We start from the raw sequence: 22330 nt of genomic DNA on the forward strand, positions 1-22330 counted from the left end.
TTAGATTACTTTAAAATAATCTATGAAAAGTATGTAAAAATTATCTTAAAAAACATGACATCCCTGACCTATACTTACTTACAACGTTTTCTGGTTGATAACTTTTATCTTAAAGAATAGATAAAATAACGTTTAGATAAAAATAGGAATGAAAATATTACTACGATTAAATTATTAAATCCATAATTTTTCATGAAACCTAAAATGACTTTGAAGAAAATCGCGAATGAACTGGGGGTATCTATTTCAACAGTTTCAAAGGCACTTCATAACAATAAGGAAATAAGCCAGGAGAACAGGGATAAAATTCAAGCCTTTGCCAAATTATATAATTACAGACCCAACAGTATTGCCCTTAACCTCAAAAACAACAAGAGTAGGACCATAGGCATCATCATACCGGAAATAGTACATTTTTTCTTTGCGAAAGTAATCAGCGGAATTGAGAAAGTGGCGAATTCAAGAGGATACAATGTGGTAATTGGCGTTTCCAACGAATCCTTGGAGAAAGAGATTATCAATATGGATCTTTTGGTAGACGGCGGTATAGATGGTTTTATTATTTCCCTTTCCAAGGAAACACTGTTCCATCAAGATTATCACCATCTTCGGGAATCCATCAGCCAAGGTATACCTATAGTTATGTTCGATAGAGTAGTGGAGGGGTTGGAATGTGATAAGGTCATTATAGACGATAAAAGAGCATCAAAAAAAGCTGTTGAACTTTTGCTGGCAACAGGATGTAAGAATATTTTGTTATTGACCACACAAGACTATATTACCATTGGTAAATTAAGGACAGAAGGATATTTGGAGGTTTTGCGCGAAAATAATATCCCCATTAGAGAAGAATTGATCGTAAAAGTAGATGACAAAGGGGGAATGGACGAATACCAAATTATCCTGGACCAGGAAATCAGAAAAAAGTTTGATGCCCACCCAGAAATTGATGGAGTTTTTGCCGTCAATGAAATTTATGCAATTACCGTTTTAAATGTAGCTGGGATGCGTGGTTTAAAAATCCCGGAGAATCTTTCCGTCATTAGTTTTTCTGATGGAATCTTATCCCTGCACTCACGTCCAAGTCTTACTACAGTTAAACAAAATGGGGTACAGATGGGGGAATTGTCCGCAAAAATACTTCTTGACGGACTTGAGACAGAAGAGGACCAAACCGTTTTTTCAACCCATCTTATAGAAACGGTGTTGATAGAGCGCGATACGACCAAGAGACTTGTTTAGCAACAATTTGTGAGTTAGTTTTGACCATAACCTTTCATTTTTAAGCAGAACACCATGAAATTTCTATTCCAAGTTTGCCTTCTATGTTTTGGCCTGAACCTATTTTCACAAGCTGAAAAAATTGAACCACCCTTTTGGTGGAGCGGTATGAACCATTCTTCTTTACAGTTGATGGTATACGGAAAAAATATTGCGGACCATGATATTACTATTTCCAAAGATATTCTTATTACAAATGTAATCAGGACCGAAAATCCGAATTATATTTTTATAACCATTGATACCAAAGACTTACCGGCGGGGACGTTTGATATTGAATTTTCAAAAAAAGGAAAACTTCTTTTTAAAAATCCGTATGAATTGAAATCCCGAAGGAAAAACTCGGCCTTACGAAAAGGATTTGATTCCAGTGACGTAATCTACCTCATTATGTCGGATCGTTTTGCCAATGGCGTTCCCTCAAATGATTCCAGTAAAGAAATGAAAGAAAAAGCTGATCGGAATTCAGAGGGAGGGCGTCACGGAGGAGATATTCAAGGTATTATTGACCATCTTGATTACATCAATGAACTGGGTGCAACCACCGTGTGGAGTACACCACTGCTTGAGGACAATGACGAAAAATACTCATATCATACATATGCACAAAGCGATGTTTACAGAATTGACCCACGGTTTGGAACCAATGATGACTACAGACGGTTGGGGAGCGAACTTCATAAGCGCGATATGAAACTGGTTATGGATTATGTCACCAATCATTGGGGAATTGAGCATTGGATGATAAAGGATTTGCCTGCCTATGATTGGATTCATCAGTGGCCCGGTTATAAGAATACTTCCTATCGGATGACGACCCAATATGACCCAAATGCTTCTGAAGCTGATGCTAAGCTATGCATGGATGGATGGTTTGTAAAGTCTATGCCGGACCTGAACCAAAGCAATCCATTAATGTTGAATTATCTTGTTCAGAATGCAATTTGGTGGGTAGAATTTGCAGATCTTGACGGTTTTAGGGTAGATACCTATTCTTATAATGATAAAGAGGGAATTGCCAAATGGACCAAAGCTATTATGGATGAGTATCCAAACTTCAACATAGTTGGTGAGGTCTGGCTTCATAATCAAGCACAGATTGCCTATTGGCAAAAAGACAGCCAAATAGGAGCGCTTCAAAGTTACAATTCCTATTGCCCAACTATGATGGACTTTACGCTGCACGACGCATTAATGGAAGTATTTAGTGAAGAATCCAAATGGAACAAAGGAACCATAAAAATTTATGACAATCTGGTCAACGATTTTCTTTATCCAGACATTGACAATCTATTGGTTTTTGCTGAAAATCATGATACTCCCAGAATCAACGAGATTTATCCCAACGTTGAAGACTACAAACTTATAATGACGCTATTGAGTACCATTCGTGGAATTCCTCAAATTTATTATGGAAGTGAGATTGGGATGAAAGGAAAAAAGGAAATTGGCGATGGAGATATTAGAAGAGATTTCCCTGGCGGATGGGAGGACGACCAAAACAATGCATTTATTGAAGAAGGCCGCACAGAATTACAAAACGAGTACTTCAATTTTACAAAAAATGTGTTGAACTGGCGAAAAGACAAACCTGTTATCCATAAAGGAAAAACCGTTCAGTTTGTTCCAGAGAACAATGTCTATGCTTTTTTTAGATATACAGATTCTGAAAGAATTATGGTAGTTATCAACAATAACCCCGAAAAACAAATGCTGGACTTATCCAGATTTGAAGAAATGCTAAATGGTTTTGATAGTGGATTTGAAGTCATTTCAAATCAAAAAATAGTCCTGAACAAAGAGTTAGTAGTTGGAGGAAAATCCTCAATGATTATTGAGCAAATGAAGTAATACGAGAAAATAATCGATTAAGGGCATTTAGATATTGCGCATGTTATGATAAACCAACCTGCATTTTCTTGAATATGTTTTTGCATAGTCCCAAAACGCTTGATACCTACTCAAAATCTCCCTTTTCCAATATAAAATATTATTTTTCACGATGCTAAATTACGATTAATTTACAATTAATTAACGTTAAATTTACATAAAATATTTTAAATGATTGATTATTTTTCTTTTTCTAGCGGAAAGAGAGAACTATTTTAAGCTTGAATTGATTCTTAACAAAAGGCAGCCGCTACTCAAATCTATTTTTGAATAGCGGCTGTTTTAATTCTATTTAAAAAGGTTCTATCCCAAAAAAGGATATCTGTAATCTTCAGGAGTTACAAAAGTTTCCTTTATCAGTCTTGGTGATACCCAGCGCAAGAGGTTCTGTGCGGAACCAGCCTTATCGTTGGTTCCAGAAGCTCTAGCCCCACCAAAAGGTTGCTGGCCAACTACGGCACCTGTTGGTTTGTCATTGATGTAAAAATTACCTGCACAATTCTGTAACGCCTTGGTGGCTTCATCAATTGCATAACGATCAGTTGCCAAAACGGCACCAGTGAGTGCATACTCAGAGGTTCCATCGACCAATTCCAAAGTTTTTGCCCAATCTGCATCATCATAAATGTAAATAGTGACCACAGGACCAAAAAGTTCGGTGCACATTGTAGTATATTTTGGGTCTTCGGTCAGAATGACGGTAGGCTCAATAAAATAGCCAACAGATTTATCATAATTACCGCCAGCAATGATTTTGGCGTTGGAATCCTCTTTGGCCTGATCAATGTATTTTGCAAGTTTGTCAAAAGAACCTTCATGGATTACTGCGGTAACAAAGTTGCCCATATCCGCAGGAGAACCTGGTTTTTTAAACGATTCAAGATCTGCTTTTACCAAGTCCAGAATTTCATCTGCGGTGGATTTTGGAAGATATACCCTAGATGCAGCACTACATTTTTGGCCTTGGAATTCAAAAGCACCCCTTACAATGGCAGTTGCAACTTGTTTTGGTTTTGCTGTTGGGTGTGCAATAATAAAATCCTTTCCACCAGTTTCACCAACAATTCTTGGGTAAGTTTTATAAGTGTGGATATTGTTCCCAATCTGTTTCCAAAGTTCTTTGAAAACAAATGTTGATCCCGTAAAATGAAGCCCTGAAAAATCTGGACTGGCAAGAACGGTCTCAGTAACCATAACGGGGTCTCCGAATACTACGTTTATAACCCCATCCGGCAATCCCGCTTCTTTGAAAACATCGATAATTACTTTTGCGGAAAATACTTGACTGTCGCTGGGCTTCCAAATAACAACATTGCCCATCATGGCCGCACTTGCAGGCAAATTGCCTGCGATGGCCGTAAAGTTAAATGGAGTTATAGCATATACAAAGCCTTCCAATGGGCGGTACTCCACACGGTTCCAGATACCTTCTGCAGATTCTGGCTGTTCAGTATAAATTTGTGTCATGTACTCCACATTGAATCGTAAAAAGTCTATAAACTCACATGCAGCGTCTATTTCGGCTTGATGAATGGTTTTTGATTGGGCCATCATCGTTGCTGCATTTATTTTTGCTCGGTACGGACCGGCAATTAATTCTGCGGCTTTTAAGAAAATGGCTGCTCGCTGTTCCCAAGTTAAGTTAGCCCATGCTTCGCGTGAATCCAAACAGTTGGAAATAGCTTTTTCAACATGTTTTTTCTCAGCTAAATGAAATTTTCCAACCACGTGTTTATGCTCGTGCGGTGGGGACATGGATCGGGTATTCCCTGTTTTTATTTCTTCAGATCCTACATACAATGGAACCTCTACGTTTCCTTTGTAATATTGATTATATTGTTTTAGTACTTCTTCACGTTCCGGAGTACCCGGAGCATAACTTTTTATAGGTTCATTATATGCGGTTGGAACTTGAAAAAAACCTTTTCCCATAGTGCTGGATATTTTAATTTTAAAATTCCTGCAAAGGTAGCAAAAGGAAAGGCCATTCTAAAATGATGAGCGGTTAGTTTATGGCAAAGGGAGCAGCAAATTTAAAAGTGGGTATATTAACCTCAAACTCTTCTGATGAAGCTAGATTTACCATATTATAGTGACCTTTCATCGCACCAATGGGAGAGGCCAACAAGCAGCCAGAACTATAGGTGTGCGATTTATTTGGTTTTATAACAGGCTTTTTGCCAATAACCCCTTCGCCGTCAACTGTTTCTATTTCTTTTAGGGCATCAAAAATATCCCAGTGTCTTGCGGTCAATTGTACGGTATTTTTTGTCTGGTTCTCTATTGTAATTGTATACCCAAACGCGTAGTGCATTTTGTAGTTTTTAAAAAAAGTGCCCTCAAAAGTGGTTTGCACTGATACTCTAATTCCTTTGGTTACTTGAGTGAACATAGTATTAATAAGTAAAAACACTCCCTGCAAACAACACAATTACCACCAAAAAGGCTAAAAAGGTAAATACAGTGTTCAGAAAAATGTATTTGACAATTGTTTTGAATCTTCCTTGCCCATAAAACTTTCTCATAGCTTTGTAAAGGTAAAAACCGAAAATCAGTAAAAAAATACCAGAACTTGCCGTTTTAAAAATCGTGTCGATTATTAGGCTAAGAATGAGCAATATAAACAATAAGGATTGGTTGTGGAAACTAAAAATAAGATGATCGGTGTAGGTGTATTTTTTTCTGATGTACACCACCCAAATGAAAACAGTAAAGATCGGTAAGAAGAGAAAAATCACTAGCGGAAGTTTTGAAATCGTGGAATTTAACCAGCTTCCAGGTTCTTTAACAACCCTCATAAGACTTGTTGTCGCATTAAAGGCCATCTTATTTTGATATGTCTCCTCTACCGCATATTTATGTTTTGCATCTTCAAAAGACTTGATGGAATCTTTTTTTATGAGCCTGTTGAAAAACTGCATTTTTAGATAGACCTTGTTGATTCCGGATTCATTTTTCAAACTTGCGAAGTACCCTTTTGGGTTTACCATTATAAGCGAGTCTTTGTTTAAGCTGAAGGTACTTTTATTGAGAAGTTCATCAGAATCCAATTTTTTGATTTTCTCTAAAGTTTCTGGACTAAGATGTCCCGCTTTAGTGATAGAATCAAACTGTTTTAAAGCCAGTTGTGTCTGTAATTTTATCTTGGTACTATCTATATCTATTTCATCAGAGTCAACGGTAAGGGTGAACGGTCCAGATTCTTCAATTTTTTCATCAAAACCCATATCATCCAACTTTGAAAGTTCAGTTCCGTAAGTGAACATCAAAAAATATAAAAATGCCAAACTCAACAGAAATCGAAAAGGATTTGTATATGGAATGCGTTTTCCCTGTATGTAGTCTTTGGTTATTGTGCCAGGCTTGAGCAATAAGGTATACAGTGTTTTTAAAAGCTTGGAATCATAATTGACGAGACTTGAAAAAAACTCATCAAAGAAATCTTTTAAAACCAGTTTTTTTGTACTGTTGGCCTGAGAACAATTAGGGCAAAACCGATCGCTCTTGTCCAGAAGGTGATTACAGTTGAGGCATTTGGTTCCCCTAAATTTAAGTTGGTACCTGCCTTTGGTTATCAAGCTTGGTTTGTTGCTGCCCATTCCTGTTTTGAAGGATTTGGTGCTAAAGATAATTAATTGCTAATTGTCGCAGAGTTCACCGAACCAATGCCGATAATATCATCATGAAGTTCGCCAAAATCCCTATAGTAGACCAATATGAGGTAATTATTTTCGGTAAAATGAAAATTCCCGCTCACGTAGTTTAGGTCAATAGTTCCGTCTTGGCGCTCTACTACGTATTTATAATTATGAAAGCCCTGCTTCATGGTTAGTGCAAGTTCCATTTTTCCAGTTTCCGAATTGAAGGTCATTTTGTTTTCTTCACTTAATTCATAATTATTGAACTTTCCAAAAACATACAGATTATCCAGACCTATTTCATTTGTATATGGGAGACTAAAGTGGACCTTTGAGTATTCTGCCTCTCGCGAAACGTCCTCCCCCTGCAGAGTGCGAATCAGGAAATCCCCATTAATATCTGGAAAATAAGTGTATTCTTGATCATAGCGATAATCATTTGTAAATAGATAGTGGTGGTACAAATCCTTGAATTCAATTTTTGAAATAGCAAATGTTGGGGAGCGTAGATCTTTTGTATCAAAGTTCAAAAATTCGTTTCCGCCAAAGAAACTCGTTTCTTTATCGTATCGATAAACAAGTTCTGTGCCTATAGTAAACTGGGGTTTTATATTGTATAGTGCGGTAGGCCAAAAATAATTTTGAAGAATAGCCACTTTAATTTCCTTTTTTGGATTGATTACTGGAAAACCCGCTGTGTTTATATTAAACTGAACTACTTGCTTTTCATTTAAAAAATTAAAATCGCGAGAACGTTTAACTGTTCCGCCTACAGCAACTAAATCTTTATAAACTAGGAACCTACGAGAAAATTGGAGGTCTCCATAGCTGTTGTAAACCTCTAAAACATAATTACCACTGACCTTCAATCGTATATTTTCATTAGGGATAGTGAGCCTATAATTGGAATAGGGCTGAAGGGTATTGTAACTGTTTTCATAGTCAATAATCCTTTGATTATCCATGCCTACAAGATATTGGGACTTTAAAAGTTGGGACGGTGTCCAATCATAATCACAATGGATTATTTTATAATAATAATCCTGTTCGTTTGCGGTGAGGTCATCAAATACAAGTGTTATGGCTTCCCCTAATTTAATAACCGGAAACTGGTCGTCAGTAGGTCCCGTAAAAATTATGGTTTTTATATTGGTGGGCGGGTTTACTTCTTGCTGTACTTGTGCAAATATCCCAGAGACAAAAAACAACAAAAAAAATTGTTTAATCAAAAAGCGCATTTAGGGCGTAATTTTTGGGTAAAGGTAAACAAAAAGTATACCGGACAAATTTAGCCCGTTGTAATGCCAAAATTCTAGTTAATATTTGTATATTTTATGTCGATAAGTAGTAAATTTGCAAGCAATTTTGTTAACGAAAGGTCTACAATAATATGTCAAAAGACATTCGAATTAAGAAGGGTATGAACATCAATCTTGTTGGTGTTGCCGAACAAATTACCTCAAAAGCCGCTTTAAGTAATGTATATGCCCTGAATCTTGAAGACTTTCATGGGATTACTCCAAAAATGCTGGTTAAAGAAGGTGCCGAAGTAAAAGCAGGGGAACCCATATTCTACAATAAGAACAATGAAGACATGCGTTTTGTATCACCGGTAAGTGGTGAGCTTGTTGAAATTGTAAGAGGTGCACGCCGCCGCATCTTGACGGTAAAAATCCTTGCCGACAAGGAACAGAGCTATGAGTCAACAAATCCGATTGACTTAAGCTCCGCCGATGGTGAATCAATAAGGAGCTTGTTGTTAAAATCAGGTTGTTGGCCTTTTATTAAACAACGTCCTTATGACATTATAGCCAACCCTGATGCTACACCAAAATCAATATTCATTTCGGGCTGCACAACAGCACCTTTGGCAGCTGATGTTGATTACATATTAAAAGGCAGAGAAGAAGAAGTGCAGGCAGCAATTGATGCTTTGGGAAAAATGACTCCCGGGGCCGTCCATGTTTCAGTAAAAGACACATCGTCATCACCTTTTAAGAGTATTAACGGAATTACATTGCACAAGATTTCTGGACCCCATCCAGCAGGATTGGTAGGTACCCAAATCAATAAAATAGACCCCGTAAACAAGGGTGAAGTGGTCTGGACGGTAGCTCCCCAAGACCTTATAATAATGGGCGAATTTTTATTAACGGGCAAATTTAATGCAGAACGCACCATTGCCTTGGCAGGTTCATCCATTAAAGCCCCAAAATATTATATTACAAAAATTGGTGCCGAAGTTTCAACATTTGTTTATGCAAGTGGTGTAAATGAAGACAAGTTTAGATTGATAAACGGTGATGTGCTTACCGGTTCAAAAACAACCCCTGAGGGTTATCTTGGATTTTACAATAATACGGTAACTGCCATCCCTGAAGGAGATGATTACGAATTCTTTGGATGGAATAAACCTGTTTTCAATAAAATCTCATCAACGAGGGCATTGACATTCTCATGGATGAACAAAAACAAGAAATACGATTTGGATACCAATACCAATGGAGAACACCGAGCCTTTGTAGTGACAGGAAAATATGAAGAAGTATTTCCTTTGGATATCTATCCTCTTCAGCTTTTAAAAGCATGTATGGTCAAAGATCTGGACGAGATGGAACAGTTGGGAATGTATGAAGTCGCTCCTGAAGATTTTTCATTGACTGAATTTATTTGTATATCAAAACAACCTCACCAGCAAATAATAAGGGAAGGGCTCGATTTAATGTATCAAGAAATTGGATAAAAATGGGTATGAAAGAAAAATTACATCAAATTAAATTAAAGTTTCAGGGCAAAAAGATGGCTCCTGCCTTTAATGCGCTACATACTTTTTTGTACACACCGAACGAAACTACACATTCAGGAAGTCATATTAGGGTTGTTGATGACCTTAAGCGAACCATGAATACAGTTATCCTGGCTTTGGTTCCTTGTTTATTGTTTGGAATATTCAATGCTGGGTACCAGCATTACTCAGCGGTTAACGGTTTTCCGGAAAACTTCTCAATATTGGAACATTTTATCACTTGGGATAACTTTTGGCTCGGGGCCATTACAGTTTTACCTTTGGTAATTGTCTCTTACGGAGTTGGTTTGGCCATTGAATTCGTTTTTGCAGTAATAAAAGGTCATGAAGTTGAAGAAGGTTATTTGGTCACAGGGATGCTGGTGCCTTTGATCGTTCCCATTGATACACCATTATGGATGTTGGCGGTAGCTGTCATTTTTGGCGTTGTCATTGGAAAAGAAGTTTTTGGAGGTACAGGAATGAATATTTTGAACCCTGCACTGACCATTCGTGCGTTTTTATTTTTCGCATATCCCACTTGGATGACCGGTGATAAGGTCTGGGTACACGAAGGGGTTGAACGAGCTGGAACTGCTGATGCTATTTCAGGGGAAACAATACTCGGTTATTTGGCGCAGGGCAACTCTGAGGCTATCTATGAAAAATATAGTTTGGCCGAGATGTTCTTTGGGTTTATTCCAGGGTCTGTCGGTGAAACCTCTACCTTTTTAATTTTGCTTGGAGGATTATTTTTGATTTTTACCAAAATTGCCAGTTGGAGGATTATGGTAAGTGCCGTTGCAGGCTCCCTGGTCATGGGACTTATATTCAATGGTGTTGTGGAAGCAGGATGGATTCCCGACTACAGTAAGTTCTACGGATTGATGCAATTTGATTATTGGAAACATTTAATAGTTGGTGGTCTGGCCTTCGGAATCGTTTATATGGCGACGGACCCCGTAACCGGCTCCCAAACAAATAAAGGGAAATGGATTTATGGATTTTTGATTGGATTCCTTTCCGTAATGATCCGTGTTTTCAATCCCGGTTATCCAGAGGGCGTATTCTTGGCTATTTTACTAATGAACGTTTTTGCACCTACCATTGATCATTATGTGGTACAAGGTAATGTCAGAAGAAGAATGAAACGATTAAAGAATGCTACTATCCTACCAAAACCTTCAGATGGTAAAGCAGAGGAACTTAAAGTAGAAACAGTTTAACAATATGGCAATCAATACAGAAAAAAATAGTTACACGATAATTTTTGCTGTAATTATGGTGGTAATAGTAGGTTCTGTTCTTGCATTTTTGGCTTCGGGACTTAGCGATAGAATCAAGGAGAATGAAAGATTTGAAAAGCAACAGAATATTCTCTATGCAATGGGCGTCAACGAAAATACACCAGATAGTGGCGTAAATTTTATTCCTACTGATGTTGTTGAAGAGAGGTTCAACGAAAGGATAAAAGAGCAATATGTGCTGGTTGATGGTGAGGTCAAAAAAGATGATCAAGCTTTTGCATTGGATGTTAAGAAGCAACTAGCTGCCTTCAAAAACGGTAAAGAGGCTAAACTTCCCATTTTTGTAGGGGAAAAGGAAGGCGAGAAAATCTATGTGCTGCCTATGTATGGAAAAGGACTCTGGGATGCTATTTGGGGTTTTATCTCAGTAGACAAGAACATGGTAATACAAGGGGTTTATTTTGACCATAAAGGAGAGACCGCAGGTTTAGGAGCCAATATTAAGTTACGTTTCTTTATGGACGACTTCATTGGTGAGTCTTTATTGGACAATGGAAGTTATGCAGGAGTTACGGTTTCAAAAACCAATAATGACCCTTTGAACAATGAGAAAGATGATAATGAGGTCGACGCAATAGCAGGCTCTACTATCACAGGGAACGGAGTTACTGCTATGATAAAGGAAACTTTAAAGGCCTATAAGCCTTATTTAGAAACAATCAGAACCAATTAAGATGGCATTACTATCAAAAAAAGATACAAATTTAATTTTAGACCCACTTGCGGATAATAATCCTATTACAATTCAGGTTTTGGGTATCTGTTCAGCTTTGGCTATTACGGCCGAACTGAAAGCTTCCCTGGTGATGTCCGTCTCGGTAATTTTTGTAATGGGCGTCGGTAACGTGGTCATTTCACTGATGAGAAATCTAATTCCTTCAAAAATTAGAATTATTGTACAACTTATCGTTGTTGCCACTTTGGTAATTGTGGTAGATCAAGTATTAAAAGCGTTTCAATATGAACTCAGTAAAACGCTATCGGTATTTGTAGGCCTTATTATTACCAATTGTATCATAATGGGTAGGTTCGAAGCTTTTGCATTGGGCAACGGCGTCTGGCGTTCCTTTCTGGACGGTATCGGTAATGCTTTGGGTTATGGTGTTATATTAATTATGGTTGGATTTTTCAGGGAATTATTGGGCGCAGGAACCCTGTTTGGAATACAGGTACTGGGAGACCCAATTACCAAGACAGGCTTATATTCCCTTGGTTACGAGAATAATGGATTTATGATTATCCCCCCTGCAGCTTTAATTGTCGTCGGCGTAATTATTTGGGTACAGCGTTACCGAAACAGAGCATTAATAGAAGAAGCTTAAAACTAAAGATTATGTTAGAGCATTTAGAATTATTTTTCAAGTCCATATTCATTGATAACATGGTTTTTGCCGTGTTTTTGGGAATGTGTTCCTATCTTGCGGTTTCAAAAAAAGTGGCCACTGCGGTTGGCCTTGGTGCTGCGGTAATCTTTGTATTGGCGGTGACCGTTCCTTTAAACTGGTTATTGGATCAGTATTTATTGCAAGATGGTGCACTGGCATGGTTGGGCCCCGATTATGCAGACTATAACTTGAGCTTTTTATCTTTTATTATGTTTATCGCAACCATTGCTACAATGGTGCAATTGGTAGAGATTGTTGTGGAAAAATTTTCTCCATCATTATATAATTCATTAGGAATCTTTTTGCCTTTGATAGCTGTAAATTGTGCTATTTTGGGCGGCTCATTGTTTATGCAGGCCAGGGAAATACCTTCTTTGGGCCTTGCGCTGAATTACGGAATAAGTTCTGGTATAGGATGGTTCCTGGCGATTCTTGCTATTGCAGCAATTCGTGAAAAAATAAGATATTCCAATGTTCCTCCTCCGTTGAGAGGATTAGGAATTACGTTCATCATAACAGGACTAATGGGTATTGGCTTTCAGAGTTTTGGAGGTATGCTAACCGGTGATAATGACCCACCTGAAGGAACAGAGCCTACAACAGCCGAAAAAGTTGAAGAAAAAGAAATTAAAAAAGAGATTGAAGAAGATGAAAAAGCAGTCTCTTATAACGATGTCATAAACGAATAAAAATGATATTAGCGACAAGTACTGGTGGTACCATTTTAATAACCGTAGTTGCATTTTTAATTTTATTATTGCTATTGGTGGCACTATTGCTGTTTACCAAAGAAAAACTTTCCCCCTCCGGACCTGTAACGTTAACAATCAATGGCGAAAAGCAAATTGAGGTCGCTTCCGGTGGAACTTTGCTATCTACATTGGGAAATCAAAAAGTCTTTTTGCCCTCAGCATGCGGGGGCGGTGGAACATGTATTCAATGTGAATGCCATGTACTTTCCGGCGGTGGAGAAGCATTACCAACAGAAACACCACATTTTTCAAGGAAAGAGTTACAGCACGGTGCCAGACTGGCTTGTCAAGTAAAAGTAAAACAGGACATGGAGATAACCATTCCTGAAGAAGTATTCGGAATAAAGAAATGGGACGCGAAAGTGGTCCGTAACTACAACGTTGCATCTTTTATCAAAGAATTTGTAGTTGAGATTCCCGAAGACATGAATTATAAGGCAGGGGGTTATATTCAGATTGAAATTCCACCATGTGAGGTCAAGTATGAAGATATTGATATTACCGCCCATCCTGAAGAGCATGAAACACCTGATAAATTTCAAGCAGAGTGGGATAAATTTAATTTATGGCCTTTGGTCATGAAGAATCCGGAAACAGTTGAAAGAGCTTACTCCATGGCTTCTTATCCAGCAGAAGGTCGAGAGATCATGTTAAATGTTCGTATTGCAACTCCACCATGGGACCGTTCTAAAAATGGATGGATGGATGTTAATCCAGGTGTGGCTTCATCCTATATTTTTGCCCTTAAAGAAGGTGACCCGGTTACTATTTCAGGTCCATTTGGTGAATTTTTTATCAACGAATCGGAATCGGAGATGCTTTACGTTGGCGGAGGAGCGGGAATGGCACCAATGCGCTCCCATTTATACCATCTTTTCAAAACTTTGGAAACCAATAGAAAAGTCACTTATTGGTACGGTGGACGTTCGAAGCGTGAACTGTTCTATATTGACCATTTCAAGCAATTGGAAAAAGATTTCCCAAACTTCAAATTTTATATGGCACTTTCAGAACCATTGGAGGAAGATAATTGGAAAGTAAAGGAAGATATTGATGCTCCAGGGGATGGTTTTGTTGGATTTATTCACAATTGTGTGATTGACAACTATTTAAACCATCATGAATCACCCGAAGATATTGAACTTTATTTCTGTGGCCCCCCATTAATGAACAAAGCTGTTCAGAAAATGGGCGAAGACTTTGGTATCCCCGATGAGCATATCAGATTCGATGACTTCGGTGGATAATTATTAACTATCATTCCCGCAGTATAGAAGGGAATCTAAATATAGTAAACCGATACATAACAACGTATCGGTTTTTTTAATTACGATGAGAAGAATACTGACAGAACAAGAGCTTCACAATCTGGCCATGAATATTGTTGGAAGACAATTGGAAACGGATGGGTTTGAATTTATGGCAATTAATAGCAAGCCAAAAAAAAATCCGCAATATGTTTGTTTAAAGGAGAAAAACCTTCATTTTATTGTTGTTAGAAATGTGGAATATCCAAACGACCCCAAAGATTTTGATATAGAATTAATGAAAAAGATTAAAAATCATGCCATTAAATTTGAGGCGAAGACCTATTTTGCCGGCGTAGGCCTTTCCAATGCTACCGACAGGACATTGCCGGTTTATCTAAATGAAGAATACATTGTTGATTATGAGGGATTAATAGAAATATAGAATGAAAGGATTTATTCAAGTTGTTGTTCTTTTACTTTTTATCAGTTGTACATCAAAACCAAAACTCATAAAAAACCAAAATATTGGTGAAGCTTTGGGCACAACATTTTCCATTATTTATATTTCAGAGTATGAATTGGACTATCAAAAAGAGATAGATTCCATTTTTCAGGCTTTCAATAAATCAATGTCAACCTATTTGCCAGATTCTGATATTTCAAAAATAAACAGCGGTGATTCAACACTTATAATCGACCAAATGTTCCGTGATGTTTTCATGCAAAGCAAGCTAGTGCATTATGAGACTAATGGATATTTTGACCCTACCGTTGGTGTTTTGGTAGATGCATGGGGTTTTGGACCTGGCAAACAAATAGAACTTGATAGCACAAAAGTTGACAGTTTGATGCAATATGTAGGATTTCAGAAAATTGGACTCACCCAAGATTACAGAATTGTCAAAATAAAAAAGGAAATAAGTTTTGATTTTAATGCAATAGCCAAGGGCTATGCTATTGACCGTTTGGGACAAATGCTAAATGAAAAGGGAATAAAGCATTACCTGGTTGAGGTAGGTGGAGAAGTGTTGACCAAAGGAACGAATATAATTAATGAAAAGCCATGGAAAGTTGCGATTGATGATCCCAATGATTTGAGTGCAAGGGGTAGGGCGGCAATAGTTGAACTACAGGATATGGCTTTGGCATCTTCCGGCAATTATCGAAAATTTAGAATAGATGATGAAACTGGACAGAAATATGTACACACTATTAACCCCAAAACCGGCTACACAAAGAATTCAAATATTCTTTCAGCAACTGTTGTCACAGCGTCTTGTATTAAAGCAGATGCTTATGCCACTGCATTTATGGCAATGGATTTAAATAAAACCAAAGATTTACTGAGTAAAAGAGATGATTTGGAAGCGTTTGTTATATATTTGGATGAGCAAGGAAATTCTCAAAATTTTATGACGAAAGGTTTTGAAAAGATTGTGGTAAAATAAGATTACTTACGAACAAGAGGAATAATTTCTCCTTTAGCCAACCGATACTTCTCTACATTTTCTTGAGATAGCTGCTTTGTGTAGTTCACTTCTTCAACCTTAAAACCAATACTGCGTAATTTGTCAAAATAGTCTATACCATAAATACGTACGTGGTCATATTGTCCAAAAATTCGTGTTCTTTCCTTTTTGTCAATTATAGAATCATCTTCGAAAGTTTTTTCTCTTTTTAAATCTTGTGGAATTTGAAAAATACCCCAACCATCAGGGGCCAATATTCGATATAGTTCTTCCATGGCCTTGGTATCATTGGGAATATGTTCCAAAACATGGTTGCACAGAATAACATCAAAAGAATTATCATCAAATGGAAGATCACAGATATCCGCTTTTATTTCGGCCAAGGGGGAGTTCAAATCTGTTGTGGTATATTCGATATTGGATAAATTTTTAAACCTTTTATAAAATGCTTGCTCTGGTGCAAAATGCAAAACTTTTAATGACTTGGTAAAAAATTCTGTTTCATTTTTCAAATAAAGCCATAAGAGACGATGTCTTTCCAATGAAAGGGTAGAAGGGGAAAGTACATTTTCACGGGGATTCTCATAACCGTAAGGCAAAAATGTTCTGAAACTTTTACCGTCAATGGGATCAGTGAATTGTTTTCCTTTTAAAAGAAATGATAATAGGGGACGTGCCCAGTAGCTAATTTTAATAAGCCAAGGCCTTGGAATGAGATTTAAAAAAAATTTAAATAGGCTAGACACGAATTTCACTAATTTTCACTAATTCTTAAAGTAGTACTCTTTTATACGCTAGGCTATCTTCTCCAAAATTTACGATTATACCTAGTTTCATTTTTGAAGCAGCTAAATAATTCAAAGTTTACTTGACATGACCACTGGCAATTTTTTCTATAGCTTTCAGTTCCAGAATGATTTTATTATCGATTACAAAATCAGCATAGTAATGATGTTTCAGAACCTTTCCTTTATAATTGATTCTATAATTCACTTCTTTTTGATATGGAACTCCATTAATACCAAGCTCAATTTCTAATGCATCGGCATAAACGGATTCGCTAAAACCTTTGCCTAATTCATTGTGGACATCCATGCATAATCCTATTACGAAGTAAGATTCGTCTTTATAAAGTAGTTTGTCAGACAAAATTTGGTAAATTAGTGAAATTCGTGTCTTCTAAATTCCGCTTCTTCATCACTTGTAATGCCCAGTGCATCATAGATGTATTGAAATGTGGAGAGCAGCTCCGGTTTCCCATCAATTAGCGCCACGTCATGTTCAAAATGAGCGCTTGGTTTTCCATCAACAGTCAAAATTGTCCACCCGTCTTTAAGTTGTTTAATTCTACGAGTACCCATATTGACCATAGGTTCTATAGCTACGACCATTCCTTCTACAAATTTTTTTCCTCTGCCTCTTTTCCCATAATTGGGCATTTGCGGGTCCTCATGAAGCTCTTTTCCTAAGCCATGGCCAACTAGTTCCCTTACAATACCATAACCATGGTTTTCACAATATTTTTGAATAGCATATCCAACATCACCAACACGATTACCCTCTTTAAACTCCCGTATTCCAACATATAAAGACTCTTTGGTTATTTTTAATAATTTTCGGGTCTCATCTGCTACTTCACCAACTTCAAAAGTATAGGCATGGTCACCATAGTATCCATTTTTAAATGCACCACAATCCACTGAGATGATATCGCCCTCTTTTAATGGTTCATTATCGGGAATGCCATGGACGACTTGTGCATTGGGACTCCAATTTAATGTGTTTGGAAAATCGTACATTCCTAGGAACCCAGGTTTTGCACCTTGTTCTTGAATAAATTCCTCTGCCAATTTATCTAACTTAAGAGGATTCGCCCCAGGTTTTATTTCTGAGGCCAACATGCCCAAAGTTTTGGAAACGACCAAAGCGCTTTCACGCATTAATTCAATTTCTTCAGAAGTTTTGATTTTTATCATGAATGCAAAGATAATAGGAAATCAAAAACCCACCTATTGACAGGATTATAGGATAAATTGATTACAATTTTTTTAAGCCTTTGAGTTGACTTTTGTCCTTAACTTCAAAAATACTGATGGCATAGCCACCGCCAGAAGCACAATATAGTTTCAAATTGGATTTTTGAGTAACATGATATTTTTTTATTTCATATGCCTTGGGATTGTCTCTATAATGGGCATTTTTTGCATCACTATAAACTGTTGCGAGGTAATCTTTATCAGAATCCAAAAAATCGAATGTAATAAATGAATTTCTCGGTTGTTCATCATTGGTACGGCCAACAAACCAATTGTTGGTTCCTTTTTCTTTCCGTGCATAGGTTATAAAATCACCCGGCTCAGCTTCAAGCACCAACGAATTGTCCCAATCCAAAGCCACATCTTTTATAAACTGGAAAGCATCAAGATGCTTATTGTAAGTTTCCGGCAAATCGGCCGCCATTTGTAGTGGACTGTACATAGTAACGTACAATGCCAATTGACGTGCAATGGTGGTGTTTACCCAAGACCTATTATTTGGGTTGTACTTACTTACATCTGGCTCAAATATGCCCGGGGTATAGTCCATGGGGCCACCTATAAGCCTCGTAAATGGCAGTATCGTTGTATGATCGGCATTACTGCCTCCAAAAGCCTCATATTCTGTTCCTCTAGCTGATTCATTTCCGATGAGGTTTGGATAGGTCCTGCTTAGTCCAGTTGGTCGTACTGCTTCATGGGCATTGACCATAATCTTATATTCTGCAGCTTTTGTAACTGCGTATAGATAATGGTTGATAGCCCATTGTCCGTAATGATGCTCTCCCCTTGGAATGATATCACCTACGTAGCCGCTTTTTACTGCATTATAATTGTTATCTACCATAAACTGATAGGCTTTATCCATAAAACGTTCATAGTTGCGGATAGCACCCGAAGTCTCATGGTGCATCATTAATCTTACATTTTTTGATTTTGCATAATCACGAAGGCCTACAACATCAAAATCCGGATAAGGGGTCAGAAAATCAAAAACAAAGTCTTTTGACTTGCCAAACCAGTCTTCCCATCCTTCGTTCCAACCTTCGACCAATACTTGGTCAAAACCATGTTCTGCCGCAAAATCAATGTGCATTTTCACATTTTCTGTATTGGCAGCATGGCGGCCGTTCGGTTTTGTTACGGAAAAATCGGTATCGCCCAATCTTACACTTGGAATATCAGTATAGGCCCAAGAACTTTTTCCTGTAATCATCTCCCACCATACACCAATATATTTTACTGGTCGTATCCATGAGGTATCTTCATACTCAGTTGGTTCGTTCAAATTTAGGGTAATGTTTGAAAGTAGAATATCTCCAGCATTTTTGCTTGCTATAATTGTACGCCAAGGTGTGTTTCTTGGGGCTTGCATATAACCTTTGTTCCCAATGGCATCTGGTGTCAAATGGGATTCTAGGATAAAATTTGTTTCATCTACCTCTAAGTGCATACACGGATACTCAACCAATGCTGCCTCATGGACATTGATATAGGTTCCGTCATCGGCTTTCATCATCAGTGCTGTTTGAACTCCCGTTTTGGAAAAGGTTTTTTGCGAGGCATTCGGCGTAATCGCCTTGTCCATTAAACTTGAAATTTGCGATAGTTTTGAAGTGGTGTAATCATATTCTTGGGTATCGTAATCACCGGGAATCCAAAATGTTTTATGATTGCCCGTTAGCGCAAATTGGGTTCGTTCTTCTTTTATGACAAAATAGGTGAGATTGGGCTGTTCTGGAAATTCATATCTAAATCCCAATCCATCGTTGAACAATCGAAAACGGATGTTTAAAAATCTACCGGTAGTGGTTTGCTCCAGCATTACCAACAATTCATTATAATTATTTCTGATGGATTTTGTTTCTCCCCAAACAGGCTCCCAAGTTTCATCAAAAGATTTTTGTTCTTCTGTTTTTAATTTGAATCCATCCAAAAAATCAGGCATATCCTTTAGTTCAAAGCCCAACTTGCTTTTGGCAATTAGTGCTTCACTGTTCATGGATAATCGATAGGTTGGCACTCCATTTTCAAGTTGAAAAACCAACTCAAAATTACCATTGGGCGATTTCAATCGCTGCGCTACCATGACCAATGGTATTAAAAACAGGAATAAAAGGATGTCTTTTTTCATGATTTCCAATTTCTAAACAAGTGATTTCTGTGTCATTAAGTCTGGTTGCGGTAACCCTATCATCTTTAAAATCGTAGGTGCAATATCCCCTAAAACACCATCTTTGATTTCCTTCAGCTCATCATCCACTAAAATTAGGGGAACGGGATTTGTTGTATGTGCCGTGTTTGGACTCCCATCTGGATTTATCATGGTATCGCAGTTCCCATGATCCGCAATTACTATAGTGGAATAGCCATGCTGCAACCCCACATTGATAATATCTTTGGCGCATTGATCAACTGTTTCACAAGCTTTAATGGCAGCTTCCATAACCCCAGTATGACCGACCATATCTGGATTTGCAAAATTTAAACATATAAAGCTCGAATTTCCTTTTTCCAATTCGGGAATAATGGAATCCCTTATCTCATAGGCACTCATTTCAGGCTTTAAATCATAGGTAGCCACCTTTGGTGAGGGACATAAAATACGTTGTTCCCCATTAAAAGGTTCTTCACGCCCTCCATTAAAAAAGAACGTAACATGTGGGTATTTTTCGGTTTCTGCAATACGAATCTGCATTTTTCCGTTACGCGCCAAAACTTCTCCCAGTGTATCTTTTATGTTCTCTTTATCGTATACCACTTTGATTTCTTTAAAAGAATCGTCATAGTTGGTCATGGTAACATAGTACAGGTTCAACTTATGCATATTTTGTTCATGAAAATCTTTTTGGCTCAAGACCTGTGTAAGTTCCCTTCCCCTGTCCGTTCTAAAATTGAAGAAAATAACTATATCCCCATCTGCTATCTTTGCTAAAGGGATATTTTCGGCATCGGTCACCACCAAGGGTTTTATAAATTCATCCGTAACTCCTTCATCATAACTTTTTTGCATGGCCTTAGCTATATTGCTTACTTTTTCTCCTTCATGGTTCACCAATAGATTGTATGCCATTTTTACGCGTTCCCATCTTTTATCACGGTCCATAGCGTAGTATCTTCCAACAACGGAAGCCAGTTTGGTATTTTTATCGGAACAAAAATCCGTAATATCTTGTAAAAAGCCTTTTCCGCTTTTTGGGTCTACGTCCCTACCATCCGTAAATGCATGTACAAAAGAATGTTTAACTCCGTTTTGCTCGCTTGCTTTGATGAGGGCCTTTAAGTGATTTATATGGCTATGCACTCCACCATTGCTCACCAATCCCAAGAAGTGTACAGCTTTTTTATGGGTTTTTGCATGTTCAAAAGCATCTTGTAACACTTTTTCTTCTTTTAAAGTGTTTTCTGCTACGGCTTTATTGATTTTTGCTAAATCTTGGTATACTATTCTTCCGGCACCTAGGTTCATATGCCCTACTTCGCTATTTCCCATCTGACCCTCGGGGAGGCCTACATTCATGCCATCCGTTAATAAGTTGGCATTTGCATATTTTTTATAAAGAGAGTCGATAAAAGGTGTATTTGCTTGATCGATTGCGGAAACTTTTGGATTAGGAGATTTTCCCCAGCCGTCCAATATCATTAAGATCACTTTCTTGTCCATACTATGAAATTCTACTTCAAAAATAGAATGGATTGGATTGATGTCCTAGTGTTTTCAAGGTTTTCTATCCAATGGATGATTGAATAATTATGTTAAAATTTATAGGAATTGTTAAATTTTAGTTATTTGAATGCAATTCTTGTAACATTTGATTTGATATGGAGTCTACTATAATATCAAGTAAATCATAATCAAAAATTATTCATCATGAAAAAAACAATCATTACAGCCGCAGCTGCTTTTCTAGTTGTGGTAACAGGCGTATGCGCCAACGAAACAGCAACCATTTCCAACGGAACTTTAGAGTCTTCGATTGTATCGGTCGAATTGAACTCTTTTTGCAAAGCAATTGTTCAGGGAGATACGGAAACGGTCAAGAAATTAATTGAACTAGGGGAGGATGTAAACCAAAAATCCCTAGGTATGGCTCCAATTCATTACGCGGCACGTTATAACAAACCGGAAATCATGGAAATGCTTATTTCTAATGGAGCGGACGTTAAAAAAAGATGTGACAAAGGATACACAGCAAAAAAACACGCGGAACTATCCAATGCCGTAGAGGTATTGGAAGTTTTGAAATTGGCTATGAAAAAATAAAGGAAGCGGAGTTTGTTCATCCAGTAAGAAAGCCCATACGAAAGTATGGGCTTTTCTTTTCACTTGCTTATAGTGTTCATGTAAAAGAGTGAAAATTTTTATTAAAAATCAAATCCTGTAAAAGCTCTATATAAAAATGCATAAACTGCCATAGTCAATAATAAAGCACAAAATAGGGCATATCCTTTTAACAAGGTTACAATAAAGCTTGGTTTGCAATCGTCAAACGCTTCCGCGTACAGACTTTTAAAATGTAATAGTGTTCCCATGTGT

Annotated in this window: 21 protein-coding genes; 11 read left to right on the forward strand and 10 right to left on the reverse strand. The window is 37.5% G+C overall.

The window, feature by feature from the left end; genetic code table 11:
- Positions 1-192: 192 nt before the first annotated feature.
- Together HME9304_RS11515 and HME9304_RS11520 are read left to right on the forward strand one after the other, a co-directional pair.
- Positions 193-1242, forward strand: a complete 1050-nt coding sequence (locus HME9304_RS11515) for a LacI family DNA-binding transcriptional regulator (RefSeq protein WP_112378741.1) — start codon at positions 193-195, stop codon at positions 1240-1242.
- A gap of 54 nt (positions 1243-1296) precedes the next feature.
- Positions 1297-3132: a glycoside hydrolase family 13 protein gene (locus HME9304_RS11520; RefSeq protein ID WP_112378742.1), complete on the forward strand. Its 1836-nt coding sequence runs from the start codon at positions 1297-1299 to the stop codon at positions 3130-3132.
- A gap of 342 nt (positions 3133-3474) precedes the next feature.
- On the opposite strand, the gene pruA is transcribed toward HME9304_RS11520, so the two are convergent.
- From pruA to HME9304_RS11540, 4 genes are all read right to left on the reverse strand, one after another.
- Positions 3475-5103, reverse strand: a complete 1629-nt coding sequence (pruA, locus tag HME9304_RS11525; RefSeq protein ID WP_112378743.1) for an L-glutamate gamma-semialdehyde dehydrogenase — start codon at positions 5101-5103, stop codon at positions 3475-3477.
- A 73-nt stretch (positions 5104-5176) separates the two neighbouring features.
- Positions 5177-5563 carry a Co2+/Mg2+ efflux protein ApaG gene (apaG, locus tag HME9304_RS11530; RefSeq protein ID WP_112379803.1) on the reverse strand — a complete coding sequence of 129 codons (387 nt, stop codon included), beginning with the start codon at positions 5561-5563 and terminating at the stop codon, positions 5177-5179.
- 4 nt (positions 5564-5567) lie between these two features.
- Entirely contained in the window at positions 5568-6770 is a 1203-nt protein-coding gene (locus HME9304_RS11535) for a DUF3667 domain-containing protein (RefSeq protein ID WP_112378744.1), read from the reverse strand.
- A 32-nt stretch (positions 6771-6802) separates the two neighbouring features.
- Positions 6803-8047, reverse strand: coding sequence for a type IX secretion system plug protein (locus HME9304_RS11540; RefSeq protein ID WP_112378745.1), 1245 nt, complete (start codon positions 8045-8047; stop codon positions 6803-6805).
- Between the two features lie 152 nt (positions 8048-8199).
- Between HME9304_RS11540 and HME9304_RS11545 the strand changes: the two genes are divergently transcribed.
- The 8 genes from HME9304_RS11545 to HME9304_RS11580 all read left to right on the forward strand — a co-directional run bounded on the left by HME9304_RS11545 (position 8200) and on the right by HME9304_RS11580 (position 15736).
- Positions 8200-9552, forward strand: coding sequence for a Na(+)-translocating NADH-quinone reductase subunit A (locus HME9304_RS11545; protein ID WP_112378746.1), 1353 nt, complete (start codon positions 8200-8202; stop codon positions 9550-9552).
- A 2-nt stretch (positions 9553-9554) separates the two neighbouring features.
- Positions 9555-10820, forward strand: coding sequence for an NADH:ubiquinone reductase (Na(+)-transporting) subunit B (locus tag HME9304_RS11550; protein ID WP_112378747.1), 1266 nt, complete (start codon positions 9555-9557; stop codon positions 10818-10820).
- A 4-nt stretch (positions 10821-10824) separates the two neighbouring features.
- Positions 10825-11574, forward strand: a complete 750-nt coding sequence (locus tag HME9304_RS11555; protein WP_112378748.1) for a Na(+)-translocating NADH-quinone reductase subunit C — start codon at positions 10825-10827, stop codon at positions 11572-11574.
- A gap of 1 nt (position 11575) precedes the next feature.
- Positions 11576-12223, forward strand: a complete 648-nt coding sequence (locus HME9304_RS11560; protein ID WP_112378749.1) for an NADH:ubiquinone reductase (Na(+)-transporting) subunit D — start codon at positions 11576-11578, stop codon at positions 12221-12223.
- Positions 12224-12234: 11 nt separating this feature from the next.
- Positions 12235-12975, forward strand: a complete 741-nt coding sequence (gene nqrE / locus HME9304_RS11565; protein ID WP_112378750.1) for an NADH:ubiquinone reductase (Na(+)-transporting) subunit E — start codon at positions 12235-12237, stop codon at positions 12973-12975.
- Between the two features lie 2 nt (positions 12976-12977).
- Entirely contained in the window at positions 12978-14285 is a 1308-nt protein-coding gene (nqrF, locus tag HME9304_RS11570; RefSeq protein WP_112378751.1) for an NADH:ubiquinone reductase (Na(+)-transporting) subunit F, read from the forward strand.
- An 85-nt stretch (positions 14286-14370) separates the two neighbouring features.
- A complete protein-coding gene (locus HME9304_RS11575; protein ID WP_112378752.1) occupies positions 14371-14730 on the forward strand; it encodes a Na(+)-translocating NADH-quinone reductase subunit F in 360 nt (119 codons plus the stop codon).
- A gap of 1 nt (position 14731) precedes the next feature.
- Entirely contained in the window at positions 14732-15736 is a 1005-nt protein-coding gene (locus HME9304_RS11580) for an FAD:protein FMN transferase (protein ID WP_112378753.1), read from the forward strand.
- A gap of 2 nt (positions 15737-15738) precedes the next feature.
- On the opposite strand, the gene HME9304_RS11585 is transcribed toward HME9304_RS11580, so the two are convergent.
- From HME9304_RS11585 to gpmI, 5 genes are all read right to left on the reverse strand, one after another.
- Positions 15739-16503, reverse strand: a complete 765-nt coding sequence (locus HME9304_RS11585; RefSeq protein WP_112378754.1) for a class I SAM-dependent methyltransferase — start codon at positions 16501-16503, stop codon at positions 15739-15741.
- Positions 16504-16621: 118 nt separating this feature from the next.
- Entirely contained in the window at positions 16622-16906 is a 285-nt protein-coding gene (locus HME9304_RS11590) for a GxxExxY protein (RefSeq protein ID WP_239023258.1), read from the reverse strand.
- A gap of 11 nt (positions 16907-16917) precedes the next feature.
- On the reverse strand, positions 16918-17733 hold the full coding sequence (map, locus tag HME9304_RS11595; RefSeq protein ID WP_112378755.1) for a type I methionyl aminopeptidase: 816 nt from the start codon (positions 17731-17733) through the stop codon (positions 16918-16920).
- A gap of 61 nt (positions 17734-17794) precedes the next feature.
- A complete protein-coding gene (locus HME9304_RS11600; RefSeq protein WP_112378756.1) occupies positions 17795-19927 on the reverse strand; it encodes a glycoside hydrolase family 97 protein in 2133 nt (710 codons plus the stop codon).
- Between the two features lie 12 nt (positions 19928-19939).
- Positions 19940-21457, reverse strand: a complete 1518-nt coding sequence (gene gpmI, locus HME9304_RS11605) for a 2,3-bisphosphoglycerate-independent phosphoglycerate mutase (protein WP_112378757.1) — start codon at positions 21455-21457, stop codon at positions 19940-19942.
- A gap of 207 nt (positions 21458-21664) precedes the next feature.
- Here gpmI and HME9304_RS11610 point away from each other — a divergent pair, with 207 nt between their 5' ends.
- Positions 21665-22057: an ankyrin repeat domain-containing protein gene (locus HME9304_RS11610; protein ID WP_112378758.1), complete on the forward strand. Its 393-nt coding sequence runs from the start codon at positions 21665-21667 to the stop codon at positions 22055-22057.
- 101 nt (positions 22058-22158) lie between these two features.
- Here the strand turns inward: HME9304_RS11610 and HME9304_RS17000 are convergent, their stop codons facing one another.
- On the reverse strand, positions 22159-22326 hold the full coding sequence (locus tag HME9304_RS17000) for a DUF6747 family protein (RefSeq protein ID WP_164674838.1): 168 nt from the start codon (positions 22324-22326) through the stop codon (positions 22159-22161).
- Positions 22327-22330 lie beyond the last annotated feature (4 nt).

Origin of the sequence: Flagellimonas maritima, assembly GCF_003269425.1 — a bacterium.
Taxonomy (GTDB): Bacteria; Bacteroidota; Bacteroidia; order Flavobacteriales; family Flavobacteriaceae; genus Flagellimonas; species Flagellimonas maritima.

What these genes read in the sequence shown, in the direction of transcription:
- HME9304_RS11515 (WP_112378741.1), top strand. Translation starts at nt 193, where the DNA reads ATGAAACCTAAAATGACTTTGAAGAAAATCGCGAATGAACTGGGGGTA.
- HME9304_RS11520 (WP_112378742.1), top strand. Translation starts at nt 1,297, where the DNA reads ATGAAATTTCTATTCCAAGTTTGCCTTCTATGTTTTGGCCTGAACCTA.
- pruA (WP_112378743.1), bottom strand. Translation starts at nt 5,103, where the DNA reads ATGGGAAAAGGTTTTTTTCAAGTTCCAACCGCATATAATGAACCTATA.
- apaG (WP_112379803.1), bottom strand. Translation starts at nt 5,563, where the DNA reads ATGTTCACTCAAGTAACCAAAGGAATTAGAGTATCAGTGCAAACCACT.
- HME9304_RS11535 (WP_112378744.1), bottom strand. Translation starts at nt 6,770, where the DNA reads ATGGGCAGCAACAAACCAAGCTTGATAACCAAAGGCAGGTACCAACTT.
- HME9304_RS11540 (WP_112378745.1), bottom strand. Translation starts at nt 8,047, where the DNA reads ATGCGCTTTTTGATTAAACAATTTTTTTTGTTGTTTTTTGTCTCTGGG.
- HME9304_RS11545 (WP_112378746.1), top strand. Translation starts at nt 8,200, where the DNA reads ATGTCAAAAGACATTCGAATTAAGAAGGGTATGAACATCAATCTTGTT.
- HME9304_RS11550 (WP_112378747.1), top strand. Translation starts at nt 9,555, where the DNA reads ATGGGTATGAAAGAAAAATTACATCAAATTAAATTAAAGTTTCAGGGC.
- HME9304_RS11555 (WP_112378748.1), top strand. Translation starts at nt 10,825, where the DNA reads ATGGCAATCAATACAGAAAAAAATAGTTACACGATAATTTTTGCTGTA.
- HME9304_RS11560 (WP_112378749.1), top strand. Translation starts at nt 11,576, where the DNA reads ATGGCATTACTATCAAAAAAAGATACAAATTTAATTTTAGACCCACTT.
- nqrE (WP_112378750.1), top strand. Translation starts at nt 12,235, where the DNA reads ATGTTAGAGCATTTAGAATTATTTTTCAAGTCCATATTCATTGATAAC.
- nqrF (WP_112378751.1), top strand. Translation starts at nt 12,978, where the DNA reads ATGATATTAGCGACAAGTACTGGTGGTACCATTTTAATAACCGTAGTT.
- HME9304_RS11575 (WP_112378752.1), top strand. Translation starts at nt 14,371, where the DNA reads ATGAGAAGAATACTGACAGAACAAGAGCTTCACAATCTGGCCATGAAT.
- HME9304_RS11580 (WP_112378753.1), top strand. Translation starts at nt 14,732, where the DNA reads ATGAAAGGATTTATTCAAGTTGTTGTTCTTTTACTTTTTATCAGTTGT.
- map (WP_112378755.1), bottom strand. Translation starts at nt 17,733, where the DNA reads ATGATAAAAATCAAAACTTCTGAAGAAATTGAATTAATGCGTGAAAGC.
- HME9304_RS11600 (WP_112378756.1), bottom strand. Translation starts at nt 19,927, where the DNA reads ATGAAAAAAGACATCCTTTTATTCCTGTTTTTAATACCATTGGTCATG.
- gpmI (WP_112378757.1), bottom strand. Translation starts at nt 21,457, where the DNA reads ATGGACAAGAAAGTGATCTTAATGATATTGGACGGCTGGGGAAAATCT.
- HME9304_RS11610 (WP_112378758.1), top strand. Translation starts at nt 21,665, where the DNA reads ATGAAAAAAACAATCATTACAGCCGCAGCTGCTTTTCTAGTTGTGGTA.
- HME9304_RS17000 (WP_164674838.1), bottom strand. Translation starts at nt 22,326, where the DNA reads ATGGGAACACTATTACATTTTAAAAGTCTGTACGCGGAAGCGTTTGAC.